11 protein-coding genes and 2 pseudogenes are annotated in these 14143 nt (G+C 64.6%); 6 read left to right on the forward strand and 7 right to left on the reverse strand.

Annotated features, from left to right (window positions below; genetic code table 11):
- Window positions 1–224: 224 nt before the first annotated feature.
- From ACV7JO_RS01670 to ACV7JO_RS01680, 3 genes and pseudogenes are all read right to left on the reverse strand, one after another.
- Window positions 225–779 (reverse strand): annotated as a pseudogene (locus ACV7JO_RS01670) (IS6 family transposase); the annotation flags it as partial.
- Between the two features lie 168 nt (window positions 780–947).
- The gene (locus ACV7JO_RS01675) at window positions 948–2117 is read right to left on the reverse strand and encodes an ISH3 family transposase (RefSeq protein ID WP_470353625.1); all 1170 of its coding nucleotides are present in this window, start codon (window positions 2115–2117) and stop codon (window positions 948–950) included.
- Between the two features lie 42 nt (window positions 2118–2159).
- Window positions 2160–2303 (reverse strand): annotated as a pseudogene (locus ACV7JO_RS01680) (IS6 family transposase); the annotation flags it as partial.
- 101 nt (window positions 2304–2404) lie between these two features.
- On the opposite strand from ACV7JO_RS01680, the gene ACV7JO_RS01685 reads away from it, so the two are divergent.
- Window positions 2405–4039, forward strand: coding sequence for a hypothetical protein (locus ACV7JO_RS01685; RefSeq protein WP_470354608.1), 1635 nt, complete (start codon window positions 2405–2407; stop codon window positions 4037–4039).
- Window positions 4040–4148: 109 nt separating this feature from the next.
- Here ACV7JO_RS01685 and ACV7JO_RS01690 read toward each other — a convergent pair whose 3' ends face one another.
- Together ACV7JO_RS01690 and ACV7JO_RS01695 are read right to left on the reverse strand one after the other, a co-directional pair.
- Window positions 4149–5276, reverse strand: a complete 1128-nt coding sequence (locus ACV7JO_RS01690) for a glycosyltransferase (protein WP_470354609.1) — start codon at window positions 5274–5276, stop codon at window positions 4149–4151.
- A 188-nt stretch (window positions 5277–5464) separates the two neighbouring features.
- Window positions 5465–7543, reverse strand: a complete 2079-nt coding sequence (locus tag ACV7JO_RS01695; protein ID WP_470354610.1) for a hypothetical protein — start codon at window positions 7541–7543, stop codon at window positions 5465–5467.
- Window positions 7544–7636: 93 nt separating this feature from the next.
- Here ACV7JO_RS01695 and ACV7JO_RS01700 point away from each other — a divergent pair, with 93 nt between their 5' ends.
- From ACV7JO_RS01700 to ACV7JO_RS01710, 3 genes are all read left to right on the forward strand, one after another.
- Entirely contained in the window at window positions 7637–9052 is a 1416-nt protein-coding gene (locus ACV7JO_RS01700; RefSeq protein ID WP_470354611.1) for a DUF58 domain-containing protein, read from the forward strand.
- Between the two features lie 93 nt (window positions 9053–9145).
- Window positions 9146–9523, forward strand: a complete 378-nt coding sequence (locus tag ACV7JO_RS01705) for a DUF8163 family membrane protein (RefSeq protein WP_470354612.1) — start codon at window positions 9146–9148, stop codon at window positions 9521–9523.
- On the forward strand, window positions 9516–10451 hold the full coding sequence (locus ACV7JO_RS01710; protein ID WP_470354613.1) for a DUF7982 domain-containing protein: 936 nt from the start codon (window positions 9516–9518) through the stop codon (window positions 10449–10451). The genes ACV7JO_RS01705 and ACV7JO_RS01710 overlap by 8 nt, the downstream gene beginning before the upstream one ends.
- Window positions 10452–10472: 21 nt before the next feature.
- Here the strand turns inward: ACV7JO_RS01710 and ACV7JO_RS01715 are convergent, their stop codons facing one another.
- Window positions 10473–11114, reverse strand: coding sequence for a cyclase family protein (locus ACV7JO_RS01715; protein WP_470354614.1), 642 nt, complete (start codon window positions 11112–11114; stop codon window positions 10473–10475).
- A 154-nt stretch (window positions 11115–11268) separates the two neighbouring features.
- Between ACV7JO_RS01715 and ACV7JO_RS01720 the strand changes: the two genes are divergently transcribed.
- Window positions 11269–12768 carry a sodium:solute symporter family transporter gene (locus ACV7JO_RS01720; protein ID WP_470354615.1) on the forward strand — a complete coding sequence of 500 codons (1500 nt, stop codon included), beginning with the start codon at window positions 11269–11271 and terminating at the stop codon, window positions 12766–12768.
- Window positions 12765–12992, forward strand: a complete 228-nt coding sequence (locus tag ACV7JO_RS01725; protein WP_470354616.1) for a hypothetical protein — start codon at window positions 12765–12767, stop codon at window positions 12990–12992. Before ACV7JO_RS01720 ends, ACV7JO_RS01725 begins: the two co-directional genes overlap by 4 nt.
- Before the next feature lie 13 nt (window positions 12993–13005).
- Here ACV7JO_RS01725 and ACV7JO_RS01730 read toward each other — a convergent pair whose 3' ends face one another.
- Window positions 13006–14031 carry an NrpR regulatory domain-containing protein gene (locus tag ACV7JO_RS01730; RefSeq protein WP_470354617.1) on the reverse strand — a complete coding sequence of 342 codons (1026 nt, stop codon included), beginning with the start codon at window positions 14029–14031 and terminating at the stop codon, window positions 13006–13008.
- Window positions 14032–14143 lie beyond the last annotated feature (112 nt).

Raw genomic sequence — 14143 nt, forward strand, 5'->3', positions numbered from 1 at the left:
CCACCGGACTGGCCCGACAGAAGGTCGTACTTGCGTTGCGTAGGTGTCGATACCGACTACCAGAGAACGATAACCCGACATACTTCCCAATTTGACTGTCTGTAGCGATTGTCACGAGTACAATCTGGTTCGTGACTTCCCAGTTCAATTTATTTCATTGTCTTACTCCCAAGTCGGGTCCGGTCACCTGACATGCGTTTCAAGAATGGATCTCAGGGTAGTGTTTAGTTAGCAGCATTGTGCCAGACGGCGAAGGTTCGCAACCATGTTTCAGCTGTCTCTGGGTCAACGTGACTAAAACAGTTTGAAAAAGAGGATGTCCGTCGTTTTACTTCTCGAAAAACACGTTCGACAGTATTCCGATTTCCATGGAGTTCGTATCTGAAATCGAGGCCGTGTCGTTGCAGGGCTGTTTTGAGCCAGTCCGCATCATCGACAAGAAACACGGCGTCGTCGACATCGTGTTTCTCACGAAGTTCTCCGAGAAAGATTTCCGTCAAAGCAGTTGTGTACGTGGCAAAAAGCCGTATATGGAGAAATTTGTTTGTGGCAGGATCGATAGCGGCGTACAGCCAGTATTGCTGATCATTGATGCGAATCACGCTCTCGTCAAGCGCGACCTGATTCGGAGCTTCATCGCCGTCTGGCTGTAAATCAGCCTTCTGTACCCAATCGTGGACGGCCTTTCGAGACCGTTTGACACCCAACTTACCAAGAACAGAGATTGTATTCGAAAGTGATAGTCCAGCCACGTGCATCTGAATACCGAGCTTCAGTACCTCACAAAGCATCACCAGTTAGCCTGACCTAAGTCACCTGTTCTGTCGTGATGAGTCGTCGATAGCGGTTGAACAACACTACTCGGAGACGGAGCTGTCGCTGTCGGCGGCGGTCAGCCGCCGACGCGACAGCGTAGCCACTCACAAGGCGGCGATCCTGGTAAGTGACTACCGATGAAACCGGTCGTCAGGTGGCCGGTTTGCGGGGACGGTCCGACGCACCGCGAGGGCCGTCCACGCGGCCCGGCGAACCATATTCACGAACTCCTTGTACGGCCACCACCAGAGGCGACGCCCACCTCGGCGGGGCGTCGCCACGTATTCGTAGTGGAGATACCGCCAGACGTTCTGCAACAGCAGACTCACCACGACGTACATCAGTCTCACCGTTGCGTCTCGTGTCGTTGTCGTCGCTATCGCTTGCTCGGACAAGCGATAGCTCGACTCGATACCGAAGCGTTTCGAGTAGTGGTATCGAGCGTCGCGTGGAGTCTCGATGAACGGCGCGTCAGCGGCGTAGCCGTGACGCGCCACGCCGTTCTCGTCATACCGTCCATTCAGGTACGTACAGTCGATGTAGACGGGAAACTCGACGGTCCAGCTATGACCGTCGAGTTTCCCTGTCAGGTCGTGTTGAATGACGCGGCTCCAGCCTTCCGAGAGTTCCTGCTGAATCGCCTCACCCCACCGGATGATCGGGACCACGTAGGCGTAGTTATGCGCCTGAAGCAGCGTGAGACACTTGCTGTCGTAGAATCCGCGATCGAGGTAGACGGCCTTGACCTCGGTGTCAAGGCCGTCAAGCACACCGAGGAACTCAGCGAGGACGCTGCTGGCGGTGTCGCCGTCTTCGAGACGGCGCACCGCCAGCGTGTAGCGTTTGTTCTTCACACGCGCGTAGAGTGTCGCGTACGCGTGGAACGCGGTGGTTCCCCGCTTCGCTTCCGAGTGGTAGAGGCCGTCTGTGTCGGCTTCGTCACCGTAGTAGGGCCGCAGGTGGAGGTCTGCGCAGACCTCCACCTGCTCGGGGAGCAGTTCGACGACATCCTGCCGAAGGAGTGTGTTAGCGACTCGTTCGAGCCGTTCCGGCTCGAACTTCGTCCGCAGGTGGTAGAGGATCGTGTTCGCCGATGGCGAGTCTTCACTGGAGTTGCACAGCGTGGAGATCGAGGTCCCGTCGGCGGTCGCGCCGACGAGGACCTCGTAGATGTCCTCGGGATCGATTTCAGCGTTATTCGCCAGGGTGAGAGAAACTTCCTCGTCAAGCCGGTTGACGAGGAAGTTAAGAAGTTGGTCTTCGTGGATTTCACTGTCCGCTTGCTTTGCTTGCTTGGACACAACTCAGCAAGCGGACTCCTTCAACTTGCGAGCTTTGTGAGGTACTGAGATTGTATTCGAAAGTGATAGTCCAGCCACGTGCATCTGAATACCGAGCTTCATCGCTCGCTCGGGTGTCCGCTCGCGCTCCACAAAGTCCAAATCTATCCAGTCGCTACTACCGCTGAGGCGGACGATTTCTGGCATAGAGCACCAAGAAATTCGCCCGCCTCACTTTTCACGCTTAACTAAACACCGTCGATCTCAGAAGGCAAACTATTTTATTGCCACAATAAACTCCCACTTCTATGAACATACGGCGAGAGGTTGACCGGTACGATATCGCTATTCTATCTGTTCTAACACTTGTGTTCCTTGATCTATCGAAAAATTACTTCTGGTTTACACTTGATGACGCCTTCATAACACTCCGATATTCGAAACGTCTCGCTGAGGGATCGGGACTCGTCTGGAATATCGGAACTGACCCGGTAGAGGGATACACTTCTTTTCTGTGGGTCATAGTCGGAGCACTCCCCCGTTTACTTGGGCTCTCGAGCGTTCGTTTTGTAAAAGTAGTCGGCATAGTCGCGACTATCCTGTCTTTTGGCATCCTCTATCTCTATCTAAGGTCACACAGCCACCGTAAGTGGATTTTGCTAATTGGATGTGCACAGCTGGCCGTTAGTCCCGGAATCGCTGTTTTGAGTGTTCAAGGTATGGAGACCTCTACAGCGATGCTATTGGTGCTAATTAGTTCTATCTGCACCTTGGAGATCTTACGACAGTACCGCCGAATGTGGGCCGTCGGACTCAACGTCTCACTTCTCCTTGCGATGCTTTCGCGTCCCGATTTAGTCGTCTTCGCGATAGTACTAGAGGCCAGTCTCTTGGTTCGGTTATACACCCAAGATCGACTCTCTGACTTGTTCAGCTTGGTTCAGTGGGGTGTGGTGCTGACATTCATCCCGAGTATCGCGTACATGCTCGGTCGAATAACGTACTTCGGTTATTTCTTTCCGAACCCGTTCTACGTGAAGACTGGAAACGACCTCATATCGATATACGGGACCGCTAGGCTGTTCGAATTTGTCGTCCTTGTCTCGGGTCCACTTCTCTTCCTCGCACTGTTTTGTCGGATGAGCACCGATAATCGTCAGGGTCCGCTCGACATATCACCTGTAGCGCTCGCCGTAGCCGCTTTCTTGATGGTATGGGTGTTCATCAACCCGCTGCAGGGGTTCCTGTGGCGGTTTCAAACCCCCGTGTTTGCGACGCTAATACTGTCTACCCTCATCGTTATCGAACAGACTGACTGGCAGGTATCACTGCCCTCTCCCACGAGCTTCTCGATCCGTCTTGTAGTGTCGATTCTTCTTATCTCTAGTCTCGTCGCGTACCCCCTCTTTACACACGCGACGGCTAAATCTAGCATCTCGAAGCGTCCACCGGGTGACCGGGTCGTCATGGGACAGGCACTCGGGTCGATCGAACAAAACGACTACAGCATGTTTGTCACGGAGTCCGGCGCGCTCGCTTACTACTCTGACTGGACCGTCGTCGACGAGTGGGGGTTAAATAGTGAACATATCGCACACAACGGCCTCCGTGAGTCGTACTTAGAGGAATACGACCCGAACGTGATTCAGTTGCTCGTGGCTGGTCGGCCCGGGATGCTCGAAGACAAGTCGTACCCGACCGCACAGTACCTCAACAGTAGTTCTTACCGGCTCGCGGCGGTAGTCTACAGACAGGGTGTCGACGGCTCGAACCTACAGAGAGACAGGTATCATGTTTATTTCGTCGACTCCCAGACTGACGGGTACGAAAACATCGTGTGCACCATGATTACGCAGGATATCGAGTACGGCGAAAGGTCGGTTATCACCTCTCAGGCGGAGATAGATATTCAGACGTCGAATATGACTAGGTCGAACTGCTGAACGGTGTCGAACTGGTTGATGAGGTACATTCTTTCGCCGGTTCCTAATCACCGGCTCGTCGTATCACGTGTCTTGCCGCATCTCTGTGGAGCCAATACCACGGTGCCACTCAAGCAAGCGCCGCCAATAGACGCTCGTAGTCGTCAACGACCGCTTCGGGGGTGAAGTCCTCGGCACGCTCAAGTAGAGCTTCCGTCTCTACCGGTTTGTCGAGGGTCTTAGAGATGGCGACGGCAAGTTCGTCGGGGTGTCCCGGCTTGATAAGTGGACCGTACTGTCCCTCGCAGAGAATCTCCGCGGGCCCGTGTGGGCAGTCCGTTGCGACGACTGGACAGCCACAGGCCATCGCTTCGATGAGGACGGTTGGCAATCCCTCCGTTACCGATGAGAGTACGAACACCGATGCGTTCGCCATATATCGGTGTGGATTATCTACGAATCCCGGCAGCCAGATGTCGTTCTCGACGCCGAGGTCGTCTGCCAGCGATTGTATCTGTTCGCGGTCGGGTCCTTCTCCGAGGATAACTAAGCGAGTGTTTCGCTTTTCGCGGATAGTCGCAAACGCTTCTACCAACGTCGGAAAGTCTTTTGCTGGTGCTAACCGCCCCACTCCAAGTATGACCTCGGTGTCTGGGTCAGTGAACCAGTCGTGGGTGACAGTGATACTCGCGTTCTGCCGAACCCGATCAGTCACGATTGGATTGTATATCTGATTGATTTGCTCGCTGGGGAGACGCATCTTCTCGGACAACTCACGACCGACTCCCTTTGAAACAGGGATGACACGATCCGCTGCTCTGTACGCTACTGAAGCGATTATCTGCGTCGTACGCTCTTTCAAGTACTTGCTTGATCCGACTGGTGCTGTCGGTGCCAATCCGTTCTCTCTGAGCACGACTCTCGTATCGGTCCGGGCTATTGTCCGAGCCAAGACACACAGGAGGTTGATATGTGAGTTAGTCGAGACTACTGCATACGGACGGTTATCCCGGAGATAGCTGACTAATTGGGGCAACCGTGACAGTTCGCTGCTTGACGAACTGTCCTCCTCACGTGCAATAATTGTGACTGCCGACGGCACATCGCTCCGTAGTGGTCCTTGTTCGTCCGCGACCAGAAGCTCCACATCATACCCTCTGTCAGCTAACTCGGCCACGAGATTGATACTGACGCGTTCGATACCTCCAACCTGAAACGAATTGAGAACGAACGTAATCGGACGGTCAGATGGGATCATAGCGATAGGTTCTGGATCGGACTACTCACGCACGAGCCATCGAACGGCTTCTCTCCAGTACTGGCCCATGTTATATAAACGGCCCGCTCTTTCTGGTTGTTCGGCATGTCGTTCCACTCAAATGAACACCCTACGCTCACGGCGGGTCAACGCTCGACGAAAACGCTGTAGACCTTCATTGGTCGCAGTCACTCGACCTCCGCGAACCGCTCGGCCGACTCGAGAATCCCCCGAACGTCGTCCGACGAGACCGCACCCGACGCCGACGCGAACCGGGCCCGCTCGTACAGTTCCGTCGCCTGCCGGAGCGCCCGCATCGCCGACTCGTCACCGTCGGCGTGTGCCCGACAGCGGTCGTAGAACTCCCACGGCGTCGCTCCGGCGGTCTGTCCCACGCGCGCTGCGAGCCGTTGGCGCAGCGCCGCGTAGCCCAGTCTCGCCGCTCGCTCGCGCTGGCCGTCCGCGAGCGCCTCACGGGCGGTCTCGAGCAGCGCCTCCGAGGCGACACCGTCGGTACGCTCCTCCAGCGAGGGGCTTTCGACTTCCGGGGAACCACCCACGGACGCCCCACCACGCGTCGACAACACCCGACGGCCGCCGACCACGAGGCCGGCGGCGAGCAACAGGACCGCGAGTCCGCCGCCGGCCCACAGCCCCAGCGGGACGGTGCTGAACCGTACCCCATCGCTCGCCGTGGCTGCCCGCAGATTCGTCGCCTCGCCGCGGTAGCCGAACCCGACGTCCACCGACAGCGTCGTCTGGAACGGGCCGGCGGTGCCGACGCCGGCGGGCAGCGAGAGCGTCCCCTCGAACCCGCCGTCGGGGCCCGTCGACACGGTGCCCAGCGTCGTCCCGTTGGCGGTGACCGTCACCTGCTGGTCCCGGACCGCCGCGCCGTCGGCGGTGACCAGCGCCCCGCTGACGCGAATCGTCCGGTCGCCGGCGGCGGTAGCAGCGCCCGACAGCGTCGTCGCGGTCTCGGTCACCGTCACCGGCGTCGTCGCGTTGACTGACAGGAGCGCCCGACCGTCGAGGGGGATGACCACCCGGACGGTCCGGTCCCCGTCGGCGACCGACGCCGGCAGTGAGACGGTCGTGCGGTACCGGCCGTCGGCGTCGGTCGCGTTGCGGGCCAGCGGCTGGCCGTCGACGAACACCAGATACGAGGCGTTCCCCACGCCGGCCTGCCCGCCGACGCGGCCCGACACCGAGAGGGTCTCGTTGTACGCGACCGGCGTCGTCGCGTCGACGGACACCGAGGGCTGGACGCGCTCGATTTCGACGGGGACGGTTCGGGCCGACGAGAGGTACCGCGAGTCGTTGTCGGGACGGTACCGAACCGTCACCTCGCTGGCGTTGGCGGGAATCGTCGCCGGCCGGTACCGGAGCGTGAACCGGCCGTCGCCGTCGGTCCGCGTCCGGAGCGTCTGGTTCCCGACGCCGAACCGGACCGCACGGTCCGCGAGCGGCCGCCCGTCGGCGGTCGCCAGTCGCCCGTCGACGACCAGCGGGTCGGTGAACGACGCCGCCGGGCCGTCGCTCGTCACGGACAGGCGCGTCGCGGTGAACTGCTCGGCCCGGACTCCCTGTTGGGTCTCGTTGACCGCGGCGACGGAGGCGTTGACCTCGGCCAGCGCCACCGTGGCGTTGCTCTCGGTCGCGTTCGCCAGTCGGCGCTGTGAGGCCACCAAGGCGGCGTGGCGCTCGTCGATGCGGGTCCACGTCCGCTCCAGCCGTCGCGCGGTCCCGAGTTCCTCGACCGGCAGTCCGGCGGGCGAGGTCGCCATCCGGAGGCGCTGCTGGTACGTTATCGACCCGTTTTCGAGCCCGCGGTACCACTCGTAGGCCCGCCAATACTGGCTGATGGCGTCGGCGAGGGCGACTTGGTCCGCACGCACCTGTCGGAACGCGCGGGCCTTCTCGACCTGTCCGGTGTCCTCGGCGACCTCGGCGTAGCGGTCCAGCAGCGCCTCGTACTGCGAGCCGTTGAGCGACTCGCGGGCCTGCTGGGCCTGCTCGCGGCTGATGTTGAGCGACCCGCTCCGGGCGCGCTCGGCCAGCCTGTCGGCCATGCGGCGCTCGACCGCGCTCAGGTCCGACTGGTCCGAGACGGTCGCGGGGTCGGTGTGTGTGCCGTCGTCGGCGACGCTCCCGACCGCGGCCCCGGGCGCGACGGCACCGACGACCGTCCCGGCGACCAACACGAGGACCGTCGCGCCCACGAGCGCGAGGACGGCCAGCCGCCCGCGGTCGGTGTCGCTTGTCACGCGACGTGGTTGGGTCGTGGCGGTATATACGCTCTTCCGTTCGCCGAACGCAGACCGCTACCTTCAACTGCGCCATCCCCGTCTCCCGAAGCGATGCGAGTGACGCGGCGGTTCCGGGCGCTCGCGGCGGCCGCGCTCGCCCTCGCCCTGCTTGCGCCCCTGTTCGAGCGCCCGCTCCTGCTCGCCGGCGCGGTCGGCGTCGGCGCGGTCCTGCTCGCCCGACAGTACGTCTTTTTCCGGCAGGTTCGGCGTCTCGACGCGGGCCTCACCGTCGACCTGTCGGTCCCACAGCAGTACGTCCGCGAGGACGAGGCGGTGCCGGTGACGCTCCGGGCGGCCGCCGTCGAGACGCCGCTCGCCGTCACCGTGACGGCCGCCGTCCCCGCGAGCGCTGACGGGCCGGCGACCGCACAGCGCCGCGTCGAACTCACCGACGCCGACCCCGCCGCGACCACCTTCGACGTCGCGTGGCCCGTCGTCGGCACGTCGGCGTTCGACCCGCCGACGGTCGCGGTCACCGACCGCTACGGGCTGTTCGCCGAGCGGTTCCGGCGCGGGCCCGAACCGAGCGTGACGGTCGAACCGCGCCGCGCCAGCACGCTCCACGTCGGGCAGGGCGGCGAGCAGGCCGTCGCCACCTTCGGCGAGCACGCCACGGGCGAACTCGGCGAGGGGCTGGACCCGGCCGAACTCCGGCAGTACGTCGCCGGCGACTCGGCCGACGACATCGACTGGAAGGCGACGGCGCGACTGGGCGAGCCATACGTCCGGGAACACGAGGTCGAGACCGACCGGCAGACGGTCCTGCTGGTCGACCACCGCGAGCGCTTCGGCGAGGGCGCGCCCGGCGAGACGAAACTCGACTACCTGCGGGAGGTGGCGCTGGCCTTCGCCGCCCAAGCCAACGACTTCGGCGACCCGATAGGGCTCTACGCCGTCGACGACGCGGGACTGACGGCGGGGTTCGAGCCGTCGATGGACGCCGGCCGCTACCGGACGATACAGGACGCGCTGTACGACCTGCGAGCCGGGAGCGCGGGCGACAGCGTCGAGCGCCGGCCGACGGCGCGGGGCCCCGGGGACGCCAGCCGCGCGAGTAACGCGCTCGCGGCCGCGGACGCCGAGTTCGGCCGGACGCTCGTTCCATTCTTCCGCGAGACCGGGGGGTACGTCCAGCGCATCGAGGGCGACCCGCTGTTCAAGACCGTCGAGACCCGCCTCGCGCGGCTGGGGGGCACGTCGTGGACGCTCGTGTTCACCGACGACCGCGACCGGACGGCGCTGCGGGAGACGGTCAAGTTGGCCCAGCGCGACGGCGACCACGTCGTCGTCTTCCTCGCGCCCGACGCCCTGTTCGAACCCGGCGGCTTGGCCGACCTCGACCGTGCCTACGAGCGCTACGTCGACTTCGAGGAGTACCGGAAGGAACTGGCGGCGCTGGACCGTGTCACCGTCTTCGAAGTCGGCCCCGGCGACCGGCTCGACGCTGTCCTCTCGACGGCCCGGTGAAGGTGGGCGCGTCGGTATCTCGGGGTCGGTCTGTGATGGCGTCCCGGCACCGAACCCAAAGACGTAACACCCAGACCGACACCACATCGAACGATGGCACCGACGACAGAGACCGGCGTGGTCGCCGGTCTCACCCCGCCCGTCCTCGCGGTGGGTGCGGTCGCCGCCGTCCACGTCGGCGCGCTGGCCGTCCTGCCCGCGGCCCCGCCACTGCGGACGGCACTCGCCGTCGAGGCCGCTGCCCTCGCTCTCGTGCTCGCGCTCACCGCGCTCGGCGACGGCATCGCTCGGTCCCTGCCGGTCACGGCCGCCGCCTACGCCCTCGCCGTGGTCCCGGTGTGGGCCGCCCTCGCCCTCGGCGCGGACCTACTGGTCGTCTCGCTCGGGAGCGTCGCCGCGCTGGCGCTGCTGGGCTACGGGCTACACCGCTACGAACTGGTCGCGCTCGGGTTGGTGACCGCCGATGAGTAGCGGCGGTCCCGGCGCGGTGACCGACGGCCCGGCCACGGAGGCGGACCCGAGCGCCGACCCCAACGCGTCCGGGGACGACGGCGCGGACGCGCTCGACGAGGCCGACCCCGAGGAGCTCCGGACCCGGCTCGAACTCCTCTCCGAGGAGAACCGGCGGCTCCGCGAGGAGTACGCCCGCGCGAGACGGAGCCGCTACCGACGGACGGCGTTCTCGCTCGCGGGGTTGGGCGTCGTCGCCGCCGTCGGCGGCGTCCTCTTCCCGGACGCCCGGACGGTCCTGTTCGCGCTCGCCGGCACGGGCGCGTTCCTCGGCCTGTTGACCTTCTACCTCGCGCCCGAGCGGTTCCTGCCGGCCTCGCTCGGCGAGACGGTGTACGCGGCGCTCGCGCGCAACGAGGCCGACGTGGTCGCCGAGTTGGGCCTGCGCGAGACGCGCGTGTACGTCCCGACTGAGTCCGGGGTCAGGCTGTTCGTCCCCCAACACGAGGAGTACGACGTGCCCGACGCCGACGCGCTGGCGGACGTCTTCGTCGTCACCACCGACGCGGGGACGCGGGGCGTCTCGCTCGCGCCCACCGGCGACGGGCTGGCAGACGAGTTCGAGCGGGCGGTTACCGGCGACCCGGCCGACGACCCCGCGACGCTCGCGGCGCAGGCGACCGACGCCGTCGTCGAGCAGTTCGAACTCGTCGAGACGGCCACGCCGGACGTGGACCCGACGGGCGGGCGCGTCACCGTCGCCGTCGCCGACAGCGCGCTCGGGCGCGTCGACCGCTTCGACCACCCCGTCGGCTCCGTCCTCGCCAGCGTCTTCGCGCGCACGCTGGACGAACCGGTGACCCTCGCCGTCGACGGCGACACCGACGTACGGACGGACTACCGCCTCACGCTGACGTGGGACGCCGACGACGCGGATGGCGGAGACTGACGCGGAGCCGACACCGACCGCTCACTCCCACCGGGCGACGGCACGCACCGGCGCACCGTCGCCGGCGGCCAGTTTCATCGGGTAGGCACACAGCCGGAAGCGGTCGGGCACCGCGTCCAGCCCGGTCAGGTTCTCGAAAATCAGTCGCTCCGCGCCGAGGAGGGCGTGGTGGACGGGGAGCCCCTCGGGTTCGTCGCCGCCGGCGCGGGCGGTCGGCGTCGGGTCGGGGTTCAGCGCGTCGACGGCGAGGTCGTAGCCCTGTTCGACGCAGAAGTCGGCCGCGGCGGCGGTCAGATACGGGTGGTCGAGATACGCCTCGTCGCCCCAGTGGCTGTCCCAACCGGTCCGCACCACGACCGCGTCCGCGTCGGTGGCGGGCAAGTCCTCGGGTCCGATGGGGGACCGCGGGTCGAGGCCGCGACAGTCCGCCACGACGGCGTCGAGTTCGAACCGCTCGACGGGGAACGCGTCGAGGGTCGCGCCGTCGGGTTCGGTGTGGCTCGGTGCGTCGACGTGTGTCCCCGTGTGACTCCCGCACCCGAGCGCAGTTACCCGGTAACCGTCTTCCGCCATATCGGCGTGGCGTTCGAGTTCCACCGACGGGTCGTCTGGGAAGACTGGCATCCCGGTTTCGACGGTTTGCGTCAAATCTCTGGAGGTCATGGCCTACGCTTCCGGACGTTCGCACAAATAGCTAAGGTATGTCACGACCCCCCATATTTTAGTGGGACCATACAAATTGTGCAGTTGATGTGGCAAACAGTTTCCAGCAGTTTCGGTAACACGACGCATCCCTCGTCGGTCGGGAGTGGGTGTCATGGTTAGCTCCGCCGGCGGGTACGGGCTCATCGGCGTCTGGGCGGCGCTGATGATCGGTATCGCGTACTTCATCTTCAGGCGACAGAGCGTCAACGACACGAAGGAGTTCATCACGGCCGGCGGCCGGGCACAGGTCGGGCTGACAACGGCGAGTTTCGCGGTGACGTGGATGTGGGCGGGCGACATCCTCGGCGTCCCACAGTACGTCGGCTTCGTCGGCGTCGCCGGCATCTGGATGTACGCCGCGCCGGCCGTCCTGTCGTCGTTCGTCGTGATACCCTTCGCGTTGCGGATGCGCGAACTGTTCCCGCAGGGGTTGACCTACAGCGAGTACTTCATCAAGCGGTTCGACAAGCGGGCCCACCTCGCGGTCATCTTCGTCGTGCTGTACACGATGGTGCTTGGCGGGGTCATCCAACTGTACGTCGGCGGGACGGTCATCGGCGGGCTGGCGGGCATCGACCCGACCATCGTGATGGCGCTGCTGATGGCGGTCATCGGCGTCTACATCCTGCTGGGCGGGTTGTGGGGCTCGATGACGACGGACTTCATCCAGTTCATCAGCGCCATCGCGCTGACGCTCGTGTTCGCGCCGCTGTTGGTCTTCGAGGTCGGCGGTCCCGCGGTCGTCTATCAGGACATGGCCGCGAACCTCGGTGACCGCGCGGGCGCGTTCCTCAGCATGGCGAACTTCGCGCCGATAGAGGACTTCTTCCTCCCGTACGCCTTCGGCCTCGGTGTGTGGGGCGTGGTCAGCCTGTCGACGTGGCAGCGCATCTTCGCGGTCCGGCGGGACAAGACCTCCAGGTTCCTCACGGTCGGCGGCATCGGCGTGTTCTCCACCATCGCGATGTACGGGCTCATCGGCTTCGTCGGGCTGGCGGCGCTCCCCGACGTGGCACCGGGGGCCATCGCGACGGAGGCGCTCGCACTGCTTCCCGGGTGGGCGGCCATCGTCTTCCTGCTGGTCGCGCTGATGGTGCTCGGGTCGTCGACGGACTCGTACCTGACGGCCATCGCCAGTCTGGTCTCGCGGGACATCTACTTCCGACAGTACCGACCCAGCGCCGACGACGCGAGCCAACTGCGGGTCGCCCGCGTCGCCAGCCTCGTCTTCGCCGTCGTCATCCTGCTCGCGACGGAACTCGCGCTCCAGAGCGGCGTTACCTTCATCCAGTTGCTCCTCATGGGCGGCATCGGCTCGACCGCGCTCGTCGGGCCGTTCGCGCTCTCGCTGTTCTGGTCCCGGACGAGTACCGCCGGGTTCATCTCGGGCGTCATGCTCAGTCAGGTGGTCACGGCGCTGCTGCTCGTGGTCGCGTTCCAAGTGTACGCCGTCCCGGGGCTCCCGGCGCTGAAGCTGTGGGAGGTCATGCTCGTCGGCCACGCCGTTGCGACGGCGCTGACCGCTGTCGTCAGTTTGGCGAGTCCGGACGACTTCGACTTCGATAGCGTCGCCGGCGAAGCGGTCGTCGCCGATGGGGGTGACGACCGATGATGAGCGAGTCGATGTTCGTCGGCATGCTGGTCCTGTTCTGGCTCGCCGAGTTCGCGTTCGGCGCGGTGGTCATCTACTGGTTCGTCAGACAGGGGTTCGCCGACGAGGGGACGGCCAGTGGCACCGACTTCCCGCTCGAAGACCCGCGTCTCACCAAGCAGTCGCTGGGTATCTGGGGCGCGTTCTTCGTCGTCATCGTCGTCGGCATCGTCGTCGGCGCGTGACGGCCCCGCGCCGTCAGAACTCCGTCGCCGCGACGCCCGCGGACTCGAACTCGTTTCGCCGGAGCGTTCCGTACAGCGTCGTCCACTCGTCCGTGAAGCCCCGTTCGGTCAACAGCCCGAGACCGATCTCCCCGACGGCGCTGTACGTGAGCGAGCAGAACTCCCAGTCGGGCGCGTCACCGGGGAACGGGCCGTCCTCGCGGGGGCGGCGGAGGTCGACGACGCCGCCCAGCGACCCCCGAGTCTCGACGGCGAAGTCCCGCCCCTCTTCGTAGCGAGTCAGCGGGAACTCGCGGTTGTCGATGATGAGGCGGGCCGACTCGCCGGCGAGGGCGGCCACCACGTCGGTCCGGCCGGCCTCCAACAGCAGCGTCACGATGTCGACGGTCGCCCCCTCGCCGTTGATGACGTCGATGTAGCGCCTGATACCCCCGCCCGCAGCCGCTCCGGACTCGGTGAAGACGGCCCCGGGCTCCGGGTCGGGGTAGTACTCGGCGATGCCGCCCGTGACCAACCGCGTGCTGATACCCCCCGAGAGGAGCACGCCGTCGAGGGTGAGCGAGGACGGGAGGGCCAGCCGGTAGTCCGCCGGCTCGGTCACGTCGGCCTCCGAGACCGCGACCGGACAGGGGCCAAGCGGCGTCTCTTCGAGGCCGGCGAGCGCCGAGAGCGCCCGCCCGAGGACCGACTCGTCGAGGTACGCCGCGGCCACGACCAGCTCCCCGGTGTCCTCCAGCGGGTCGTAGGTCACGCGGCTGGTCAGCGTCGCGATGCGGGCGCGAATCCGCTTGCGGCGCGCGTTCACGTGCCCGGTTTCGAGCGTCGACTTCCCGGCCTCGGTCAGCCGCCGCCCCTTCCCGGGGACCTTCTCGGTCAGCCCCTGTTCGTCGGTCTCGGACAGCGCGAGTCGGATGGTCCGCCCTTGGATATCGTAGCCGTGTCGCTGCATGAGCTCCACGAGCCGTATCGACCCGATGGGCTCGTTGCGCCGGATGAGTCGCAGCAGGTCGTACGTCCGCTCGTCGATATCCCCGTCCATACGCCGAGAACCCCGTGCGGTCACTCATAGCTTCCGGACAACCGACGGAAGCTTTATGAAAAGTCGCACGCTCAGGTGTAATATGGTGGAAGCTCTTTTCCACGACGAACGC

The organism is Haloarcula sp. MBLA0138 (assembly GCF_055632455.1).